The 19,725-nt window shown below is 42.0% G+C and carries 21 protein-coding genes; 9 read left to right on the top strand and 12 right to left on the bottom strand.

What is annotated here, in order from left to right; translation table 11 throughout:
• Positions 1-201 precede the first annotated feature (201 nt).
• Positions 202-543: a hypothetical protein gene (locus CWI32_RS07890; RefSeq protein WP_005096809.1), complete on the top strand. Its 342-nt coding sequence runs from the start codon at positions 202-204 to the stop codon at positions 541-543.
• Between the two features lie 171 nt (positions 544-714).
• On the opposite strand, the gene CWI32_RS07885 is transcribed toward CWI32_RS07890, so the two are convergent.
• Positions 715-951 (bottom strand): hypothetical protein, encoded by a 237-nt coding sequence (locus CWI32_RS07885; protein ID WP_005096808.1) that lies wholly within the window; start codon positions 949-951, stop codon positions 715-717.
• A gap of 646 nt (positions 952-1,597) precedes the next feature.
• Positions 1,598-1,828: a hypothetical protein gene (locus CWI32_RS07880; RefSeq protein ID WP_004280185.1), complete on the bottom strand. Its 231-nt coding sequence runs from the start codon at positions 1,826-1,828 to the stop codon at positions 1,598-1,600.
• A gap of 253 nt (positions 1,829-2,081) precedes the next feature.
• On the opposite strand from CWI32_RS07880, the gene CWI32_RS07875 reads away from it, so the two are divergent.
• Both CWI32_RS07875 and CWI32_RS07870 read left to right on the top strand, forming a co-directional pair.
• Positions 2,082-2,555, top strand: coding sequence for a CinA family protein (locus tag CWI32_RS07875; RefSeq protein WP_005171076.1), 474 nt, complete (start codon positions 2,082-2,084; stop codon positions 2,553-2,555).
• A 98-nt stretch (positions 2,556-2,653) separates the two neighbouring features.
• Positions 2,654-3,274: an aminotransferase gene (locus tag CWI32_RS07870; RefSeq protein ID WP_213064370.1), complete on the top strand. Its 621-nt coding sequence runs from the start codon at positions 2,654-2,656 to the stop codon at positions 3,272-3,274.
• A 52-nt stretch (positions 3,275-3,326) separates the two neighbouring features.
• On the opposite strand, the gene prpC is transcribed toward CWI32_RS07870, so the two are convergent.
• Together prpC and prpB are read right to left on the bottom strand one after the other, a co-directional pair.
• Positions 3,327-4,466 carry a bifunctional 2-methylcitrate synthase/citrate synthase gene (gene prpC / locus CWI32_RS07865; RefSeq protein ID WP_005096804.1) on the bottom strand — a complete coding sequence of 380 codons (1,140 nt, stop codon included), beginning with the start codon at positions 4,464-4,466 and terminating at the stop codon, positions 3,327-3,329.
• A 4-nt stretch (positions 4,467-4,470) separates the two neighbouring features.
• Entirely contained in the window at positions 4,471-5,355 is an 885-nt protein-coding gene (gene prpB / locus CWI32_RS07860) for a methylisocitrate lyase (RefSeq protein WP_005096803.1), read from the bottom strand.
• Between the two features lie 231 nt (positions 5,356-5,586).
• Between prpB and CWI32_RS07855 the strand changes: the two genes are divergently transcribed.
• The 3 genes from CWI32_RS07855 to CWI32_RS07845 all read left to right on the top strand — a co-directional run bounded on the left by CWI32_RS07855 (position 5,587) and on the right by CWI32_RS07845 (position 7,845).
• On the top strand, positions 5,587-6,234 hold the full coding sequence (locus tag CWI32_RS07855; RefSeq protein WP_100535029.1) for a TetR/AcrR family transcriptional regulator: 648 nt from the start codon (positions 5,587-5,589) through the stop codon (positions 6,232-6,234).
• Positions 6,235-6,347: 113 nt separating this feature from the next.
• Entirely contained in the window at positions 6,348-7,268 is a 921-nt protein-coding gene (gene argF / locus CWI32_RS07850; RefSeq protein ID WP_005171086.1) for an ornithine carbamoyltransferase, read from the top strand.
• A 103-nt stretch (positions 7,269-7,371) separates the two neighbouring features.
• Positions 7,372-7,845 (top strand): hypothetical protein, encoded by a 474-nt coding sequence (locus tag CWI32_RS07845; RefSeq protein ID WP_005171087.1) that lies wholly within the window; start codon positions 7,372-7,374, stop codon positions 7,843-7,845.
• Positions 7,846-7,949: 104 nt separating this feature from the next.
• On the opposite strand, the gene CWI32_RS07840 is transcribed toward CWI32_RS07845, so the two are convergent.
• From CWI32_RS07840 to rpiA, 7 genes are all read right to left on the bottom strand, one after another.
• Entirely contained in the window at positions 7,950-8,303 is a 354-nt protein-coding gene (locus tag CWI32_RS07840; protein WP_005096798.1) for a YnfA family protein, read from the bottom strand.
• A 96-nt stretch (positions 8,304-8,399) separates the two neighbouring features.
• Entirely contained in the window at positions 8,400-10,676 is a 2,277-nt protein-coding gene (clpA, locus tag CWI32_RS07835) for an ATP-dependent Clp protease ATP-binding subunit ClpA (RefSeq protein WP_005171089.1), read from the bottom strand.
• A gap of 9 nt (positions 10,677-10,685) precedes the next feature.
• On the bottom strand, positions 10,686-11,099 hold the full coding sequence (gene clpS, locus CWI32_RS07830; RefSeq protein WP_100535028.1) for an ATP-dependent Clp protease adapter ClpS: 414 nt from the start codon (positions 11,097-11,099) through the stop codon (positions 10,686-10,688).
• Positions 11,100-11,117: 18 nt separating this feature from the next.
• On the bottom strand, positions 11,118-11,867 hold the full coding sequence (locus CWI32_RS07825) for a DUF6776 family protein (protein ID WP_074382830.1): 750 nt from the start codon (positions 11,865-11,867) through the stop codon (positions 11,118-11,120).
• A gap of 77 nt (positions 11,868-11,944) precedes the next feature.
• The gene (gene argC, locus CWI32_RS07820) at positions 11,945-13,000 is read right to left on the bottom strand and encodes an N-acetyl-gamma-glutamyl-phosphate reductase (protein ID WP_171304333.1); all 1,056 of its coding nucleotides are present in this window, start codon (positions 12,998-13,000) and stop codon (positions 11,945-11,947) included.
• Positions 13,001-13,201: 201 nt separating this feature from the next.
• Positions 13,202-13,879, bottom strand: coding sequence for a M48 family metallopeptidase (locus CWI32_RS07815; protein ID WP_100535026.1), 678 nt, complete (start codon positions 13,877-13,879; stop codon positions 13,202-13,204).
• 149 nt (positions 13,880-14,028) lie between these two features.
• On the bottom strand, positions 14,029-14,700 hold the full coding sequence (gene rpiA / locus CWI32_RS07810; protein ID WP_005096791.1) for a ribose-5-phosphate isomerase RpiA: 672 nt from the start codon (positions 14,698-14,700) through the stop codon (positions 14,029-14,031).
• A gap of 104 nt (positions 14,701-14,804) precedes the next feature.
• Here rpiA and ilvA point away from each other — a divergent pair, with 104 nt between their 5' ends.
• From ilvA to CWI32_RS07795, 3 genes are all read left to right on the top strand, one after another.
• Positions 14,805-16,343: a threonine ammonia-lyase, biosynthetic gene (gene ilvA / locus CWI32_RS07805; RefSeq protein ID WP_005171103.1), complete on the top strand. Its 1,539-nt coding sequence runs from the start codon at positions 14,805-14,807 to the stop codon at positions 16,341-16,343.
• Positions 16,344-16,505: 162 nt separating this feature from the next.
• A complete protein-coding gene (locus tag CWI32_RS07800) occupies positions 16,506-17,162 on the top strand; it encodes a potassium channel family protein (protein WP_005171105.1) in 657 nt (218 codons plus the stop codon).
• Positions 17,159-18,499 carry a TrkH family potassium uptake protein gene (locus CWI32_RS07795; protein WP_074382832.1) on the top strand — a complete coding sequence of 447 codons (1,341 nt, stop codon included), beginning with the start codon at positions 17,159-17,161 and terminating at the stop codon, positions 18,497-18,499. The genes CWI32_RS07800 and CWI32_RS07795 overlap by 4 nt, the downstream gene beginning before the upstream one ends.
• A gap of 72 nt (positions 18,500-18,571) precedes the next feature.
• On the opposite strand, the gene CWI32_RS07790 is transcribed toward CWI32_RS07795, so the two are convergent.
• Complete coding sequence (locus tag CWI32_RS07790) at positions 18,572-19,714, bottom strand: phospholipase A (protein ID WP_100535025.1); 1,143 nt, start codon at positions 19,712-19,714, stop codon at positions 18,572-18,574.
• Positions 19,715-19,725 lie beyond the last annotated feature (11 nt).

The following is a 19,725-nucleotide window of genomic DNA, read 5'->3' as shown; positions in this document are numbered from 1 at the left end:
TTAAGAGAAAACAGATGGACACTTTAGATCAATATGCATAACAATAAATTTGTTCATTTTTTAGGATAAAATTCCCTGTTGCTGTACTGTATGTGAATATCAGGAATTTTTGACTTCTTCTAAAGTTGGTAGATGACTGCTTTCTTTTTGGCTATTTCTCTCTATAATTTTTGATATGACAAATAACAAGATTTTGACATCATGATAAATCGTATACTGATTACTTTATTGATAAGTCTGACAATAAGTGGCTGCCAAAAGCAGCAAGCCGACAGTTCAGCGGAACCTGATCAAGCCCTCAAAGCCCAATTTGAACAATCAGATAATCAACTCAGTGCTTATCTGGACAAACTAGATTCTTCCAGTATTAGTCCAGAAGAAAGAACACGCATACTCTGTGAACAATATCCTAAAGAATATAAAACTCGTTATATGCCAGCTTTATTAAAACTTATGCCTCAGGAATATACAGAAAAAGGACTGCTTACAGATTTAGACAATGCCTTAAGCTTTTATAAGCAGAAAGCCAATATCCAGTGTTAATTCATACTGATTAACGTCTATAACCAAATTTTTACCCTAAAAAACTGCCTGATTCAGGCGGTTTTTTTATGAACGTACAGCTTAAACAGAATTAACGCTACAGTTTTGGCAGATCTTATGAATCATACCCACGCTGCTAGTTAATTCTATTATGGCTGCTAGTTCTGTTGATTATTCCAGATCTTGTTGAGATTGCTGGTTTTTTTGCTGATTACGCTGTGGCTGCTGTTGTTGCTGCTGATCGCGCTGTTGTTGGTTATTTTGTCCCTGCGGCTGTTGTTGCTGCTGGTTATTTTGTTGCTGGTTTGGGTTTTGCTGGTTGTTTTGCTGACGCTGTTGATCTTGCGTGCCTTGTTGGTTTTGCTGTTGTTGCTGTTTCTGTTGGTCTTGCTGTTGATTATTAGCCATGGTGTAACTCCTTACTATTTGCTTTAAATTAATTAAAAGCCGATAGAGTTTCGACTTAATATCTACTCTACGCATTTTTCAGAATTCTCCAACCTATAACCTGTTACAGATTAATTCAATGTAAAAAATGGCAAGCCAAGTAGTTGAAATCAAGATTAATAAGCAACATAAATTACTTTATCCAATAAAATAGACACATGATGAAAGATAATATGTTTCGAAATTTTTATTATTCAATAAAAGGAATAACTTAACCTGAGTAAAATATATAAAAAAGACATTTAAAATATTTTAAAAAATAACAATATATTATCAAGTAAAATATATTAAAAACCTATGCTCATGATATTTATGATTAAATTCAATAACTCAGCCTAAGTATTAATATTTTTAAAAATGGAATAAAACATGCAAAAGGTAATTGTTCTAAACAGTTTTTTAATAAACGAATATACGATACGTAACATTGAATCACGTATAACTACTAAGTTGTTTCCAATTTATCTTGACTTTAATAAAAGATATTTATCAATCAGACTGACATTAATTTTGGTAATTTTTTATTTTTAAAAAGCTTTTATTAACTTAATGTTAGCCAAATAATAAGCCTCTTAAAAAAAGAGGCTTATTCACTTTAAGGTTTATCTTAGATATTCACAACTTTAACAATAATCGTTTGGGTATCTTCCTGCTCTTCAGCCAGATGTAAACGTTTAAGCTCTTTGCTTTTTACTTTGAACTGTAAATTCTGATAAGAAATCGTGCTTGGAATCTGATCAAAATATTGACCATCAGCATCAATTTCTTCCTGAAATAATGGTGTACCCAATTGGTAGTCAAGACTTTTTAAGACTACATATTTTACTGTGGTTTTCATTCTAACGCCCTACTTTCACTAAGCACTTTATTTTTATTTTTACCACTGTTCAGCTTGAGAAGAAACCTCTATTTGAAAAAATAGTCTAAGCTTTAACCACTCAGGTTTTGTGATCAAATCAGTATCAAATTGTACTAATCCATGAAAAATTTTAACTTTCATAAAAATATAAATATACTCGGAGTTGAACGACAGAAAAAATCTGTCTAAATTAAGCTAAAACCACTCGGATCATAAAGAAAATATAGAGACTATGATAAAGACCTGTTGCAACTTACTCGAAGAGAAAAATATAAAAATTGCCTTTATTGAAAGTGCGAGCTCTGGATATCTATGTAGCCAGTTTTCCATCTGTAAAAGTGACGGCGCCGAAATTCTGGCTGGCGGATTGGTCTGCTACGATGTTGGTGTAAAAACTTCGGTATTAAACATTCCCCAGACTTTGATCAATAGTTACACTGCCGAATCCATGCCAGTTACTGTTGCCTTGGCAGAAGCGGGTAAAAAGATGTTCCGGGATGCAGACTGGATTATTGCCTGTACAGGTTTGCTTAAACCCGGTGGTAGTGCGACACCAGAGAAACCGGAAGGGACTTTTTTTGTAGCAATTAATGATGGTACTCAAGTGCATCAATTCCAGTATTATTTGAAAGGTACTCCACTCGAACGTCTGAATAAACTGTCTGCCGTGGTTGCACACGATATGATTAATCTACTCAATCATTAATCTAGTTTTATAATTACGCCGCAACAAGCTTCATTATTTCTACTGTATTTTAAGATAGATTAGCATGATCAAATGCTAATCTATTTTTTGCGGGTAGAATAACCATGAATATTAAAACTGCGCTGTTTCTGCTCCCTCTTGGCTTGCCCAGTCTGGCTTTTGCTACGGTCGGTGGCCCACAAAATATTGAAATTCTAGGCTATGAAGTCAAAGAGCAAAAGCTCTATGTCATGCGTCATTACCTTGATGGTCGTGGGCGCTTGCCACAGCTGTATTATTATAATTTTAAATCCGCAAAACCGAATCAGTTGATTCAGGTCAACTCCTTATATATCAATCCAAAAACCAAACGTATTGATTATGACCAAGACAGTCGCAAGTTTGATCAGGACATTGCCAAAATCAAAAAACGTTTAGTTCCACTGAGTCCGATTCAAAGTTCAAAGCCACAACTTAAAATGTTAAAAACCACAACAGGGACGGCAGCTGCCTGGTACGATCCACAAGAAAAAGTGCCAAAATGGACTTATCAATATCAAGTCAAATCTGGCTCACAAAAAAGTCCGACCCATCAAGCGGTCAGTTATCAGCAAGGTCTAAAAATTAGTCAGGCCTATAAAGTTCCTAAACAGAATAAAACGCTGGTGACAGTCAAGTATCTGGGGATTCCTTTTGAAACAGGCTATAGCATTGAAGATCCAGTCCTGTTAAGTCGATAAAAAATAAGGTCTCGATTGAGACCTTATTTTTTATTCAAGATATTAATAAATATTAAGCCGCTGTAGAACGCTCGGCGATCGGTACTACTTTACGCAGTTCCGGCCCAGTATAATCCGCGCTTGGACGGATAATACGGTTGTCTGCACGCTGTTCCATCACATGTGCTGCCCAACCTGTGACACGTGACATGACAAAAATCGGGGTAAACAGCTTGGTTGGAATGCCCATAAAGTGATAAGCCGAAGCATGGAAGAAATCGGCATTACAGAATAATTTCTTCTCACGCCACATCACTTCTTCGCAGCGCACTGAGACCGGATAAAGTACCGTATCACCGACATCTTTGGCTAAACGCTCAGACCAGATTTTGATGATGCCATTACGCGGATCATTGTCTTTATAAATCGCATGACCGAAGCCCATAATTTTTTCTTTACGTTCCAGCATGCCCAGCATTTCACGTTCAGCTTCTTCAGGCGAGGTCCAGTTTTCGATCATGTCCATCGCAGCTTCGTTGGCACCGCCATGTAGAGGGCCACGCAAGGAACCGATTGCGCCGGTAATACAAGAATGCATGTCAGATAAAGTCGATGCACATACACGCGCCGTAAAGGTCGAAGCATTAAATTCATGCTCTGCATATAGAATCAAGGAAACATTCATCACCTGTTCATGCAGTTCATTTGGCTTTTCGCCACGTAATAAATGCAGGAACTGTGCACCGATTGAATCATCATCGGTATTTTCTTCAATACGTACACCGTCATGACTATAACGATACCAGTAACAGATAATTGCCGGTAAAGTGGCAAGAATACGGTCTGCAATATCCTGTTGCTGTTCAAAAGACAGTTCAGTTTCAAGATTGCCCAGCATCGACACGCCAGTACGCATCACATCCATCGGATGAGAATCGGCAGGAATACGCTCTAGCACTTCTTTTAAGGCTTGAGGTAGCGTGCGCAAAGATTTTAATTTGGCTTTATAGGCAACTAACTGCTCTGAAGTTGGCAGTTCGCCAAAGAAAATCAGATAAGCCACTTCTTCAAACTGGCAATGTTCAGCCAGATCCTGCACGTCATAACCGCGATAGGTCAGACCTGCGCCACTTTTGCCTACAGTTGAGAGTGAAGTTTTCCCTGCCACTTGTCCACGCAATCCTGCGCCGGTGAGTACTTTTCCTTCAGCCATTTTTTTAATTCTCCTGTTTAAACAGTTTATCTAATGTGTCTTCGAAGCTGTGATAATCTAAAAATTCGTAGAGTTCTTTGCGTTGCTGCATAATATCCAGCACATTCACCTGAGTGCCGTGTTCACGCACCGAACGCATCACTTCAAGGGCTGCCTTTTGCATGGCACGTGTCGCTGATAATGGATACAGCACCATGCCAATACCCTGCTCTGCCAACTCATTTACCGTATAATACGGTGTATCACCAAATTCGGTAATATTTGCCAAGACTGGCACACCAACTGCATCGCATACGGTGCGATACATAGTGATATCGGTCATCGCTTCGGCAAAAATTGCATCTGCACCCGCTTCAACACAGGCACAAGCACGATCAATCACCGCTTGCAGGCCTTCTTTTTGTAGCGCATCGGTACGCGCCATGACCACAAAGTTTGCATCGGTTTTCGCATCGACCGCCGCTTTAATACGATCGACCATTTCCTGCTGTGACACAATTTCTTTATTTGGACGATGACCACAACGCTTTTGTGCCACCTGATCTTCAATATGCACCGCGGCTGCACCAGCTGCAATCATCTGTTTGATCGTGCGGGCAATATTTAATGCGCCGCCCCAACCGGTATCGATGTCGACCAATAAAGGTGTATCAACACGTTCTGTAATCCTGCGTACATCTTCCAGAACATTATCCAGACTGGTCATGCCCAGGTCAGGCAAACCATAAGAATAATTCGCGACACCCGCACCTGATAAATAAATGGCTTTATAACCGACTTGTTTGGCCATCATGGCAGCATAGGCATTTACCGTACCCATAATTTGCAATGGTTTCTCGACTTCAAGTGCTTGTCTAAATCTTAGACCTGCAGACATTTGTTCTGTCATCTTCCTTTTCCACAGTCTTGGCTATAATTATTGAAACTCGAGTATACTCATTTGGCTTGCTCATTCCACAATCTGATAGAACAAATACTCTAAAACTTTAGTCAAATTTTTAAGTTTTACTTTACCTAATCCGGCAAATACTGCGCTTATGCGGTGCAATTATGAAATATGTACATATATTTGCTATGATGGCGTTTCAATCTTTATTGACATGTTGATGTATTATCTCCTATGCAAGACCTCGCCCTAGAACCGCTCGCCAAAGATCTGCCACAGACCAAACGTGGTCATGAGCGTTGTATTGCGCTGCTGATCAGTGCAACCGAGCTGTTTCTGGAACGGGGTTATGATGCTGTGTCTCTGGATGATATCGTCCAGCATGCCGGAGGCTCCAAAGCTTCGATCTATAAATACTTTGGCAATAAAGAAGGCTTGTTTAAAGCCATTTGCGATTATCGTCGTATCAAGTTTTTTGAAGATATCAGTATTCCGATCGAACTGATGGCACTGGATTTTCGTAGTTATTTAGTACACACGTTGCTCAATTTTTATCACCAGATTATGCAACCTGAAAACTCGGCCTTTATGCGTCTGGTGCTGGAACAAAGTCAGCGCAATCCGGAACTTGCTCAACATATTCATGAGCGAGGCCCGGTGCATGTGCAAAGTGCCATTGCCACGGCTTTAGAACAGGCAGATGCGCAAGGTTTACTGCATTGCGAAAATCCGCAATATTCTGCACAGCTGTATTTTGGTATTTTGCGCAATCTGGAATGGCGCATCCTGATGGGAATTTCCATACAAGAAGATGATCAGGAAATCGACAAATACATCAGTTATTGTGTGGATCGCTTTTTAGACGGTCATCAAAAAGTCTAGTTTTTTTGCATTTTTCATTGCTTATAGTATATTAGCCGATTCCGTATTTTTTCTTAAACTAACCAACAACTGATTGTTGATCGAGTTTTTCGGCAATTATTGTGGAGTAACGAATGGCTCTCCGTCACTTTCTCACCTTACGCGATTTATCAACTTTAGAACTTAACCAGATTTTGCAACGCGCAATTGAGCTTAAGCGCAAACAGCATAACAATGAAGTGTTCCAACCATTTGTTGGTAAAGTGATGGGCATGATTTTTGAGAAATCGAGTACCCGTACGCGTGTTTCGTTTGAAGCTGGCATGAGCCAATTTGGTGGTAGCGCAATTTTCCTGTCTTCTCGCGATACCCAGTTAGGCCGCGGTGAACCGATTGAAGATTCTGCACGCGTGATCTCAAGCATGCTGGATATCGTGATGATCCGTACTTTCGGTCATGATATCGTGGAACGTTTTGCATCTTACTCAAAAGTTCCTGTGATTAATGCTTTAACAGATGATCACCATCCTTGCCAGTTACTTGCTGACATGCAGACCTATGTAGAGCAACGCGGCTCAATCGAAGGTAAAACTGTTGCCTGGATCGGTGATGGCAACAACATGTGTAATTCATATATTGAAGCAGCACACATGTGGGGCTTTAATCTGAAAATTGCAGCGCCAAAAGGTTATGAACCACAAGAAAAATTCCTGTCTGAATTTGCGCATTGTGTTGAACTGGTCGATACCGCTGAAGATGCAGCCGTGAATGCTGACCTGATTGTGACTGACGTTTGGGCAAGCATGGGCCAAGAAGAAGAACAAAAAATCCGTGAGAAAGCATTTGCAGACTATCAAGTGAATGAACGCCTGATGGATCTTGCGCATCCGGATTGTTTGTTTATGCACTGCTTACCTGCGCACCGCGGCGAAGAAATTTCAGAAAACTTGCTTGACCATAAAAATGCCGTGGTTTGGGATGAAGCTGAAAATCGCTTGCACGCGCAAAAAGCTCTGGTTGAATTCCTGATTAATGAAAATCTGAAAAAAGACTAAATTAAAAGCTGAATCTTCACAAATTAAGCACCAATCTCTGGTGCTTTTTTTGTCTCAGCTCTTATAATCATGATTGAAATGGAATAAAAAGTGATGTTATACAATGCAAAATAAATATTGGGCCTTGGCACTATTGGCAGGTTTTAGCAGTGCGACCTTCTCCGTTCATGCTTCTGAATTTGATCAATATCTTCAGGAAAAAAATATTATTGACAGCAAATTTAAAATTCAGAAAAAAGCTGAACTGAATGAATTACTCGCGGTACTCAGTGCAGAAGATTCCAGAACTTTACCTTTACAGATCGACCAGAATACAATTATTGAACAATTACAGTTAAGTGCCAATAAAACCACATTAAAAGGTTTAATCACCACACCGGATTTTAGCCAATTTGAAAAAGATCTGGGCCGCAAAGAAGTGATGAAAATGATCCGTAATAATCTGCTCAATAATTGCGAGATTTTCTTTGAGCATCGCTATCAGATTGAAAACCCATACAAGGTCGAGCTCAGCCTGAGCTCGCAAACACAAACCTATAAAACTGATATTTCCCAGAAAGATTGCAAATTGAAATAGTCTAAAGAAATAAGATATTGGCTTTTATTCAGGATTAAAACATCAAGAAAACAAAGAGGTCGCTATAGCTGCCTCTTTTTGATGAGGTTTGCTGTTATATCCTGCTAACGCACCAAACCTTGCGGCTGTAGAATTATAATCAGTGCCCCCAGTATTACTACCATCCCGCCAAGCAAATCCCAACGTGACAGTGTGACTTGATCAACGAAGCGCAACCACATTAGCGCCGAAAAAATATAGATGCCACCATAAGCGGCATAAATCCGTCCAGAAGCAGCCGGATGCAAGGTGAGTAGCCAAACGAAAGCCGCCAAAGCCAGAGCTGTCGGAATCCACAACCAGTGACTTCTTCCCTGATTTAAAATCAGGTAGGGAAAATAACAGCCTAAAATTTCCATCAATGCCGTGACCAGAAACAGGCAAAAAGTGGTGAGCAGCTTGGTAATTTGAATATCCATGATTTGTCTTTTGAACTGTATGAATGAATTTGATGATTTAAAATATGAGTGCATGAAAAAACCCGTGCTTGCACGGGTTTTATTTTTTCATATTGATTAAGCAGGTTCAGCAGTCTGGTCTTCAAAGACTTCAAGTTTTAAGCCAACAGCTTTACCATTTTCTTTCTTCACCGACACTGCAACATTACCGCCATTTTCAGCCAGTTCACCAAACAGGATCATTTCTGCCAATGGTTTTTTCAGGTGTTCCTGAATCAGACGCTGCATTGGGCGTGCGCCCATTAAACGGTCATAGCCTTGCTCTGACATCCATTCACGCGCACTCTGATCCACTTCCAGCATGACTTTCTTATCATCAAGTTGCGCTTGAAGTTCGGTCAGGAATTTATCCACGACATTTTCAATGATGCTGCTTGGCAATGCCTTGAACTGAATCACGCCGTCAAGACGGTTACGGAATTCCGGAGAGAAGGCTTTCTTCATCGCTTCCTGGTTATCGTTGCTATTGTCCTGTTCCATAAAGCCAATGCTAATACGTGAAATACTTTCAGCACCAATATTGGTGGTGAGGACTAGGACAACATTACGGAAATCCGATTTACGTCCGTTATTGTCAGTCAAGGAACCATGATCCATAATCTGCAATAACAGGTTAAAGACATCTGGATGCGCTTTTTCGATCTCATCAAGCAATAGCACGCAATGTGGATTTTTGTGAATCGCATCAGTCAACAAACCACCCTGATCAAAACCGACATAGCCCGGAGGTGCACCGATTAAACGCGACACCGCGTGGCGTTCCATGTACTCGGACATATCAAAGCGAACCAGCTCTACGCCCATCTGCTTAGCCAGCTGCTTGGTCACTTCAGTTTTACCGACACCGGTTGGGCCAGCAAAAACAAAGCTGCCCACAGGTTTATCGGGTGATTTCAAACCGGCACGAGACAGTTTAATGGCCGACGCTAAAGCTTCGATCGCTTCATCCTGACCAAAGACCACCCGTTTCAGATCGCGCTCAAGATTTTCCAGTACGCTCTTGTCATCTTTAGAGACCGTTTTTGGTGGTATACGCGCAATTTTCGACACGATATCTTCGATGTTTTCTACCGTGATCAAACTGTCATCTTGTTCAGCTTTTAAACGGCGCTGCGCACCTGCTTCATCAATCACGTCAATGGCTTTATCTGGCAAGAAACGGTCATTGATGAACTTCGCAGAAAGTTCAACCGCAGATACCAATGCCTGATCGTCATATTGCACATGATGGAAATCTTCAAACTTCGATTTCAGGCCACGTAGGATATCAATGGTTTCAGAAATAGATGGCTCATTCACATCGATTTTCTGGAAACGGCGTGACAAAGCATGATCTTTCTCAAAAACCTGACGGTATTCCTGAAAAGTGGTTGAACCAATGCAACGTAAAGTGCCATTGGCCAATGCAGGCTTGATCAGATTCGATGCATCCATGGTGCTGCCCATACTGGAGCCTGCACCAATAATCATGTGAATTTCATCAATAAACAGCACAGCTTCAGGTTTCTTTTTCAGCGCATTTAAAAGCTGTTTCAGGCGTTTTTCAAAGTCACCACGGTATTTTGTTCCGGCAACCAATGCTCCAATATCCAGACTGAAAATTTCAGCATTTTCGAGTGGTTTTGGCGCTTTACCATTAACGATCAACCATGCCAAACCTTCTGCAATCGAGGTTTTACCGACCCCCGGATCACCGACAAGAAGTGGGTTGTTTTTACGGCGGCGGCACAGAATTTGAGCGGCACGTTCAATTTCTTTTTCACGACCAATCAGTGGATCGGTCTTGCCTTTTTGCGCTTCGATATTGAGATTCGTCGTATACAGTTCAAGCGGACCTGAACTGGCTGAAGATGCAGACTCACCATCGAGGTCTTCAATTTCTTCTTCACCCTGTACTTCTTCTTTACGCGTACCATGAGACAGGTACTGAGTTAGCGTAAGGCGATTAATTTGATGACGTTTCAATAGATAGACGGCAAATGAGTCACGCTCAGAATACATCGCAACCAGAATATCAGCACCTTCTACAGTCCGATCACCACCGCTAGATTGCACGTGAAAAATCGCGCGCTGCAAGATCCGGTCAAAACTTTCTGTTGGGTGTGGTGCCTGATCACTATTTTCACCAAGCTTAGGGGTATGCTGTTCTACGTATTCTTCTAATTCCTTGCGCAACACGATAATGTCTGCGCCACATGCTTTAAGCGCATTTACGGCAGAGTCATTGTCAAGTAAGGCTAATAATAAATGTTCTACGGTCAGGAACTCATGTCTCTTTTGACGAGCCATGCTGACAGCCAAACGTAGTGATACTTCTAATTGACGACTGAGCATGTAACCCCCTTAATCTTTAGGCTCTATTTGGCAAAGTAATGGATGACCTTGTGATCGAGCATAATTATTGACTTGGTTCGCTTTGGTTTCCGCAATGTCTCGAGGATAGACCCCAGCTACACCCTTTCCTTCATAATGTACAGTTAGCATTACTTGTGTAGCTTGGTCAAGATTCATTGCAAAGTATTGTTGTAAAATTTCAATTACAAATTCCATCGGGGTATAGTCGTCGTTCATTAAAACGACAGCATATAAGGGCGGACGTTTCAGTTCTGGCGGTGCAGTCTGCACAGCAAGGTCAGAATCATCACCTTCCAGAGGTTCATTTGCTAAATGCGGGCTGATATGCCAATCAACAATTCCAGATTCATAAAAAGAATTTTTGATATCACTTAAACACATTTGACGTTTATTGCTTGGCATAAGATTTATATTTCACACTTAATTTGCATTTGCTTCGGTTTTCGGAATTTCTGACAAGGCGGCAGATTGATTTTCAACTGCTTTGCCCTGTTCCCAGCTAAAACGACGGATCACCGGTTTGGCACCGCTGAGACGTATCTCAATAAATTCTGGCTTAAAGCCTTTTGGCATGCTCCAGCGACCGGTTAAACGCTCATAATTTTCAAAATTAAAGTTTTTGTCTTCCAGTGGCACCACCAGAATTTCAGTCCCTTTAATCAAGCGTAATTCAATACTCCCTGAGGCACGACTTTTGCCCGGACTAACTTGAACCAGATCAATCTGATATTCAAAGGCATTTTCAGGCAAAGGCTTAATCGACAGGTTTTGCACGGCCAAAGCCAAACCGCCACGCTGACGTAAGACCTCGCGATAAATGGTTCCGACACTTTCAGCCTGCACCTGTTCATCACGCGCCTTGGTCATGGCCAGATAGAGATCATTGGCATTACTCACCGCCAGATCACGCTCCTGAACCGCAGTATTCAGATTCTTATTTAATGTTTCCAGACTGGCTTTTTGTGTCTGTACCACATCGACCAGTTGCTCTGCATCTGCATCATAACCCGCCGCAGTCAAACCCTGACGGTGTCCTACGGTATATCCGAGCACACCACTACTCAAGATCAATACAGCCGCACCAATGACCAAGGGCGTATTGCCTTTCATCAAAGATTTTTTTGCAGCTGGTTCCTGAGGAATGGTCGTATTTGACTCGTTATTCGGCATTTTGATCTCTTGTTTGCTTTATTCAAGACACACATTTAAATCCAAATCTAAATGTGTGTGAAGTTCTAATACGTTTCTTATGGTAATAAACCAATATTATTTAAGCCAGCATCTTCGGCAAATCCGAACATCAGGTTCATGTTTTGTACGGCCTGACCTGCTGCACCTTTCACCAAGTTATCCTGTACAACCAGGACTACCAGCTTGGTCGGTTGCGGCTTGTACAAGGCTATACGCAACTGATTGGCACCACGCACTGAACGGGTTTCTGGTGAGCTGCCTGCTGGCATGACATCGACAAAAGTTTCATTGGCATAGAACTGTTCATACAATGCCTGTAAATCTGCTGCTTGTCCTGCTTCAGTGAGATCGATGTAGATGGTCGACAACATACCACGGATCATTGGCACCAAATGCGGAACAAATAAAATGTGATCAAACACATCTTTTTGACCTGAGATATTTTCCAGGGCTTCGACAATTTCAGGGTGATGGCGGTGACCTGCTACGCCATAGGCTTTAAAGTTATCGGCATTTTCAGTATAGATGCCGCCCAAGCTTGCTTTACGACCTGCACCCGACACACCTGATTTCGCATCAATAATAATGCTTTCAGGTTTCACTAATGCGTCACTTGATGTTAATACTGGCGCCAGCCCCAACTGAACCGTGGTTGGATAACAACCCGGGTTTCCAACTACATTGGCCTGTTTAATTTGTTCACGATTCAATTCAGATAAACCGTAAATAGAGTCTTTCAACAGTTCTGGGCAAGCATGTTGCATGCCATACCATTTTTCAAACTGTTGCAGATCTTGTAAACGGAAATCTGCAGCCAGGTCAATGACTTTGGTCTTTGCAGCCACAAGCGCTTCGGCATGTTTCATTGCGACACCATGCGGCGTTGCAAAGAACACGACATCACATTTTTTAAGTTCATCGATATTTAAATCTGAATATTGAAGATCGGTATGTCCGCGTAAGCTTGGGAACATATCATCTACACGGCGACCATTTTCGGTACGTGATGTTAGTACATTCACCTGTACATTTGGGTGTCGTAGCAAAAGACGCAACAATTCAACGCCTGTATAACCTGTACCACCGACAATACCAACAGTAATCACGATCACTACCTCAAATCAAAGTTTCCATTTCATAACTGCGTAGTATGACAGGAAGTTGAGGTTTTCTAAACTGTTTCAGCGGGGATTACTGGTTTTTTATAAGCACTGAAGACAATTTTAAAATTAAAGAGAGATGGAAAAGTAATATCTATATTGCTTAGGCTATTTTAAGCCTTTATTTCCCTCTCATTCTCTATTCAGTTCAATTTAAGCTTCCCACCAATATGGCAACGGCGTATTTTTTAGCATTTTCCGATGCTGTTGAAAATTTGCATCATATTTCTGAACTTCCGCCCAAAACCTTGGACTATGATCAAAATATTGGGTATGTGCCAGTTCATGTACCACGACATAACGGGTAATTTCTTCGGGAAATAACACCAAAGCACTATTCAGCATAATGTCATGCTGAGCAGAGCAACTGCCCCAGCGGGTTTTGGGCTGTCGAATATTGCACTTCTTAAAAGGCAGATTACATTGCTGTGAGACAAGATTTAAATATAGGGGAAGCTGGTCTTTGGCATAGCTGATGACAAAAGCTGTTAAATATTCTTCAGAATGTCGATCACTGACACAGAGCTGGAACTTCTCAGAATCGAAAACAAAGTTATGTTTCTGGCTTTGATAATGAATCTGAACTGGCACGTTTAAATTAAACAACTGCAGCTCAGTTGGTAGCGTTCGGTCTATTTTTTGGACTTTTTCCTGCTGCGATTGCCAGGTTTTAATCAGCCATTGTTCTGATTGTTTTAAAAACTCTTGAACTTGGCGCTGTGTACAAAACTGCGGCACAGTTAATTTAATTTGCGTCGGCTCTACACGCAGTCTCAAGCGTGTTGCGCGTAATTTTCGAGTGATTTGGATTTCAGGGAGGTTTGGGGTCATATTTTATTGATTTTATTTTTAATCCTCCCTAACCCTCCTTTTTCAAAGAGGGGCTTTTAAAAGTCTCCCTTCTTGCACTTGTTTTAAAGCAGTGCTTTAAAACTTCGCTCAGGGAGATTTAGGGGAATTTAATTTATAAAATTAAAGGATTAAACCGCAGTACGTTCTTCAATACCGTCATTGGTTGCCACAATTGCGATGTCCGCTTTATTAATCGCAAAAATTCCGTTACAGACCACGCCAGGAATGTTGTTGAGCGTTTTTTCAAGCTCAAGTGCATTTAAGATATTCAGATTATGCACATCTAAAATCACATTACCATTGTCAGTCACGACACCTTCACGATATGCAGGATCACCGCCCAAAGAGACAATTTTACGTGCAACCGCAGAACGTGCCATAGGAATTACTTCAACTGGCAGTGGGAAATCGTGTCCCAATTGTCCGACCCATTTTGAATCATCCACGATACACACAAATTTTTTCGCAATCGATGCCACAATTTTTTCACGTGTCAGTGCTGCACCACCACCTTTGATCATATGCAAATGACGATCAATTTCATCTGCGCCGTCGACATAAGCATCTAGTCCGCCGACAGAGTTCATATCGACCACTTCAATGCCTAACTTCTTAAGACGTTGCGCCGTTGCTTCAGAACTTGCCACAGCCGCTTCTAACTGAAGTTCTGGCAATAAATCGATTAAAAAGTTAACCGTACTTCCGGTACCTACGCCTAAAATGCCGCCTTTTGGTAAGTGTTTCAGAGCAGCACGGGCCGCTGCTTGTTTTTTCTCATCTTGGGTTGCATATAGACTCATGGCTTCACTCAACTATTTTGGACTTTTGCAGTATTTTCGAACCGCAAAGCCGTATGGTTTGTTACAATAAGCGCCTATTTTAAACTGTTAGATGGAAAATTAACATGCTGTCTCGTTTGGTTCGACAAATATTACAAGCAACGGTCTACGATGTTGCAATCGAAACTCCACTCGAAGCAGCACCACGAATTAGCGAACGACTCAATAATAACATCCGCTTTAAACGTGAAGATTTACAACCCGTTTTTTCATTCAAATTACGTGGTGCTTATAACCGCATTAGTCAATTGCCGAAATCTCAACTGGAACGTGGTGTCATCACAGCTTCAGCAGGCAACCATGCGCAAGGCGTGGCATTATCGGGTAAAAAATTGGGTATTCGCGCCATTATCGTAATGCCAAAAACAACACCAGATATTAAAGTCCAAGCGGTAAAACGCCTTGGGGGTGAAGTTGTTTTACATGGTGACTCATTCGACGTTGCCAACAAATATGCAATTCAACGTGCTCAAGAAGATGGCATGACTTTTATTCCGCCTTATGATGATGAGCTGGTGATGGCGGGTCAAGGTACCATTGCCAATGAAATTCTGCGTCAATGGCGTGATGTCGATTATGTATTTGTAGCGGTAGGTGGCGGTGGCCTGATCGCAGGTGTGGCAGCCTACCTAGGTGATGTTGCCCCGCATGTCAAAGTCATTCCGGTGGAATATGACGAATCGGCATGCTTAAAAGCAGCTTTAGAGGCCAATGAACGTGTCATTTTACCTTCTGTGGGTTTATTCGCTGACGGTACAGCCGTTGCACAAATTGGTGAAAAACCATTTGAAGTGATTCGCCTGCAAAAGTCAGATAATTCTGGCCCGATCGTAGAACCACATGTGGTACTGGTCAATACCGACGAAATTTGTGCAGCCATTAAAGATACTTATGACGAATGCCGCAGCATTGTCGAACCCTCAGGTGCTATGGCATTGGCCGGCATTAAAAAATATGTCGAAGAACATAAAATCGAAGGCAAAAATATGGTGTCGATTGTATGCGGTGCTAACATGAACTTCGACCGTTTGCGTTATATCGCCGAACGTACCGAACTCGGTGAACGTAAAGAAGCGATTTTTGCCGTGACGATTCCGGAACAGAAAGGTTCATTCCTCAACTTCTGTCGCGCTTTGCAAGGTCGCAATATTACCGAATTTAATTACCGTGCCAGTGATGTCTCTGCTGCTCAAGTATTTGTTGGGATCAGCTTAAAAAATGGTGAAAAAGAACGTCAGGAAATTTATGAAACGCTAAAATTCCAGTATGACGTCGATGACCTGTCTGATGATGAAGTGGCAAAACTGCATATTCGTTACCTGATCGGTGGTCATGCCGATATTGAAAATGAACGCCTGTTCCGGGTGGAATTTCCAGAACGTCCTGGTGCTTTATTAATGTTCCTGGAACGTCTTGGCCCAACGCATAACATTACCCTGTTCCATTACCGTAACCACGGCGCTGCGGAAGGGCGTGTTCTGGTGGGTCTGGAGGCGACCGATGCGCAGCAGAATCCGGATGGCTTGATTGAAACCCTTGAAACCATTACATATCCATATCAGGAAATTACCAATAATCTGGGCTATCAGCGCTTCCTGAAGTAATTGTTAAAATATAGACCGCCTTTCGAGGCGGTTTTTTATGTGCAACTCAAAATCATGATCATACTATTTATCTCGGCATAGCTTGCTGAATAGCAGCGCAATTTTTACGAAATTCTCTTACACTAAAGTTGAGATGTAATAAAAATAGTTAGGACAATATTCATGGCATTATTTGCAGTGATTGGGCTGGGTAGTTTTGGTGCGACTGTGGCCACGCAACTGATCAGTCTGAATCATGAAGTGATCGGAATCGATCTGAATAAAAAATATGTAGAAAATATTTCTGATCAACTGACCCATGCTGTAATTGCCGATGCAACCGATGAGCATGTGCTGGATGAACTGAATGTGCAGCGTTGTGATGCCGTAGTCGTGGCGATCGGAGAAGATATTGAAGCCAGTATTTTGTGTGTATTGCACCTGAAAAATATGGGCGTCAAAAAAATCTGGGTAAAAGCCAAATCCAAATCCCATCACATGATTCTGACCCATCTCAATGTCGAGAAAATCATTCATCCTGAAGAAGATATGGGCGTGCGTGTGGCTCAGTCTTTAAGCTACCCGATGGTCAGTCGTTATATGGCACTGGAAGATGATCATTATATTGTCAAAATTGAGATTCATGCCGATCATCATGCTACGCCGCTCAACCAACTGATGAAGCACGCCCCTGAAATCACCACCTTATTACATAAGCGCGGATCAGTGGTGCAATACCAGGTCGCATCCGACCTGATTCTGCAGGAAGGCGATATTCTTGTGGTTGAAGGATTACTGGAGCCTTTACGCCATCTCGCCAGATATTTTAAAGCGCTATGAGAAGTTCTGACTTAAAGCAACATAGAACCATTAATCTCAGCCCGCCGAGTTTATTGGCCTTGGGTTTTCTCGGATTAATCCTGATCGGTTCACTGCTACTGATGTTACCTATTGCCCATCAGGGTGATATCAGCTGGTTGCAAGCCATTTTCACGGCTACTTCTGCGGTGACCATTACCGGACTGTCCGTAGTGAATGTCGGTGAAGCCTATACGGTATTTGGCCAGATTGTCATTATGTTTCTGCTGCAATGCGGTGGACTGGGTTTTATGACCTTTGCCATTCTGGCAGTGATGAGTCTGGCACCCAAGATGGGGCTCAAACAGCAAGTCATGGCACAGGAATCGATTGGCCAGACCAGCCTGAAAAAAGTCAGTTTTACCATTAAAGCGGTATTTTTATATTCCCTGTTTTTTGAAGCTATCGGTACGCTGATTCTGACCTTGTCCTGGCTCAGAGAATATCCGTTCAGTGAAGCACTCTTTTATGCTGCCTTTTATAGTGTGTCAGCGTTCAATAATGGTGGATTTTCGCTTTTTCCAAATAGCTTGATGAGCTTTTCAGGGCAGTATCTGATCACCTTTACCATCAGTATGCTGTATATCATTGGTGGTATCGGCTTTCTGGTGCTGATGGATGTCAAGCAACATAGACGCTGGCGCAAGTTAAGTACCAATAGCAAGCTCATTCTTTCGACGATTCTGGGTCTTAACTTAAGTGCGTTTATTGTGCTATGGCTGCTCGAAGCCTCTAATCCGCAAACTTTGGGCCTGATGAGTCTAGGCGATCAAGCCGTGAATGCCTGGTTCCATGCCACTGTTCCCCGCTCTTCAGGCTTTAATAGCTTACCGATGGAGCAAATGAGTGATGCATCGACCCTCGTCACCATGTTTCTGATGTTTATTGGCGGCGGCTCCTTAAGTACGGCGGGCGGAATTAAAGTCGGCACGTTTATTATTGTATTGATTAGCGTAATCAGTTTTTTAAGACGTGAAGATGAAATCCGTCTGTTTAATCATTCTATTCCCGAAAAAACTACGTTTAAGGCACTGGCTGTGGTCTGTATTACGGCAGCCTTAATTGTGATGGGTTTTATGAGTTTATTAATTCTGGAACCTGAACATGAATTTCTCGATCTGTTATTTGAAGCCGTGTCAGCAGCCTGTACGGTCGGCTTGACCCGAGGAATAACCGAAGAACTGCAACCTGCCAGTTTGATTATTTTGATGCTGTTAATGTTTGCAGGACGTTTAGGGCCACTGACTTTAGCTTATTTCATTGCTACCCCGAAAAAGAGCCGAATCAAACATCCGCCTTCAGAAATCCAGATTGGTTAAACCACCCAATAAAAAAACCATGCTACAGCATGGTTTTTTTATATTAATTCTAAAATGATGAAGCCTGGAAACTTAGAACCAGTTCATTAAGGAAACACCCAAGCCCACATAAGTGGCACGATGGTTATAATCAATCAGACTTTCGCCATAGCCATCAAAAAGCTGGAATTGACCACGTAAACGGCCACTGATCGGGAATGACCAGTCAAACTGGATTGCACCACGATTGTCATCACCGCCTTTTAAGGTATGACGCAGCATCAAGGAAAAATCATGCTCGTTATGACGATAAAAAGCCGTCATGTCGCCGCGTCCAATATAGTTCTTGATCTCGGGATTGTTATCGTCGTCACGATTCTCTTCAAAGCGATACCAAGGGCGAACCATCAGGGCAAAATTGTCTTTTTCAAAGCCCAGATTCAGCATGACGCGGTTCCAGCTACGCGACAACGGGTCAGAACGGCCATTGGACTGATGATTAATGGTTAGTCCCAACATACGCCAGTTAAGACCAAAAAGGTCATAATTGGTACGCAAAACAAAACTTGCTTCGGGTTCATAATTGGTTTCACGAAACGGACGTGACTCTTCCGAGTTATAGACCTGCCAACGTGAAGACTGAGTATAACCGAGCCAGAGATCCCCATTATTCCCCAGAATATTTTCAACCGCCTTGGTCTTTAAAGACAGTTGAAACTTAGCTTCAGTTGAGGTGAGATTCTGTTTCTCTGTCTCTATATTGTTGGGATTTTCACTCTCGGGTAATTCATTTTTCTTTGAAGTCCAAAAACCGGGCATCAGGTAAATTGGCTGATAAGAACGGATGTTCCAGGTACCCAGTTTACTTTCCGGAGACAATTCCCAGCGGCTATCCAGCAAAGACAGATTTGGTGTCAGCTTTGATCCTTCAGAAGCATAAATATTGGAAACGGTTTGTCCAATTTTGGCTTTTAAATTATCCGGTTCAGGCGCAATTTCTGCTGCTGCACGACGTTCAGAAACGATCACCGGCTTATCGGTAACCACTATTTTAAACAAGCTATCATAACAGGCCAGACGTTCTGCACTGATTTCCAGTGCTGCACAAGCTTCAGCCGTTGCCGGCATGGGACTATTCACCACTATTTTTTCTTCCGCATTCACTTGCGTCCCAACTGTACAGCCCAGCACAACGCTCAGCTGCAGAGTTGAGCGCTTAAACGAATTAAGCGCCATCCCTTATCCTC

Origin of the sequence: Acinetobacter pseudolwoffii, assembly GCF_002803605.1 — a bacterium.
Classification (GTDB): domain Bacteria; phylum Pseudomonadota; class Gammaproteobacteria; order Pseudomonadales; family Moraxellaceae; genus Acinetobacter; species Acinetobacter pseudolwoffii.
The sequence above is the reverse complement of the archived record's forward strand: the minus strand, read 5'-3'. Positions and strand labels throughout refer to the sequence as shown.

Bases quoted from the DNA above. Each gene is read 5' to 3' on its own strand.
- CWI32_RS07890 (WP_005096809.1), top strand. From the start codon at position 202: ATGATAAATCGTATACTGATTACTTTATTGATAAGTCTGACAATAAGT.
- CWI32_RS07885 (WP_005096808.1), bottom strand. From the start codon at position 951: ATGGCTAATAATCAACAGCAAGACCAACAGAAACAGCAACAACAGCAA.
- CWI32_RS07880 (WP_004280185.1), bottom strand. From the start codon at position 1,828: ATGAAAACCACAGTAAAATATGTAGTCTTAAAAAGTCTTGACTACCAA.
- CWI32_RS07875 (WP_005171076.1), top strand. From the start codon at position 2,082: ATGATAAAGACCTGTTGCAACTTACTCGAAGAGAAAAATATAAAAATT.
- prpC (WP_005096804.1), bottom strand. From the start codon at position 4,466: ATGGCTGAAGGAAAAGTACTCACCGGCGCAGGATTGCGTGGACAAGTG.
- prpB (WP_005096803.1), bottom strand. From the start codon at position 5,355: ATGACAGAACAAATGTCTGCAGGTCTAAGATTTAGACAAGCACTTGAA.
- CWI32_RS07855 (WP_100535029.1), top strand. From the start codon at position 5,587: ATGCAAGACCTCGCCCTAGAACCGCTCGCCAAAGATCTGCCACAGACC.
- argF (WP_005171086.1), top strand. From the start codon at position 6,348: ATGGCTCTCCGTCACTTTCTCACCTTACGCGATTTATCAACTTTAGAA.
- CWI32_RS07845 (WP_005171087.1), top strand. From the start codon at position 7,372: ATGCAAAATAAATATTGGGCCTTGGCACTATTGGCAGGTTTTAGCAGT.
- CWI32_RS07840 (WP_005096798.1), bottom strand. From the start codon at position 8,303: ATGGATATTCAAATTACCAAGCTGCTCACCACTTTTTGCCTGTTTCTG.
- clpA (WP_005171089.1), bottom strand. From the start codon at position 10,676: ATGCTCAGTCGTCAATTAGAAGTATCACTACGTTTGGCTGTCAGCATG.
- clpS (WP_100535028.1), bottom strand. From the start codon at position 11,099: ATGCCAAGCAATAAACGTCAAATGTGTTTAAGTGATATCAAAAATTCT.
- CWI32_RS07825 (WP_074382830.1), bottom strand. From the start codon at position 11,867: ATGCCGAATAACGAGTCAAATACGACCATTCCTCAGGAACCAGCTGCA.
- CWI32_RS07815 (WP_100535026.1), bottom strand. From the start codon at position 13,879: ATGACCCCAAACCTCCCTGAAATCCAAATCACTCGAAAATTACGCGCA.
- rpiA (WP_005096791.1), bottom strand. From the start codon at position 14,700: ATGAGTCTATATGCAACCCAAGATGAGAAAAAACAAGCAGCGGCCCGT.
- ilvA (WP_005171103.1), top strand. From the start codon at position 14,805: ATGCTGTCTCGTTTGGTTCGACAAATATTACAAGCAACGGTCTACGAT.
- CWI32_RS07800 (WP_005171105.1), top strand. From the start codon at position 16,506: ATGGCATTATTTGCAGTGATTGGGCTGGGTAGTTTTGGTGCGACTGTG.
- CWI32_RS07795 (WP_074382832.1), top strand. From the start codon at position 17,159: ATGAGAAGTTCTGACTTAAAGCAACATAGAACCATTAATCTCAGCCCG.
- CWI32_RS07790 (WP_100535025.1), bottom strand. From the start codon at position 19,714: ATGGCGCTTAATTCGTTTAAGCGCTCAACTCTGCAGCTGAGCGTTGTG.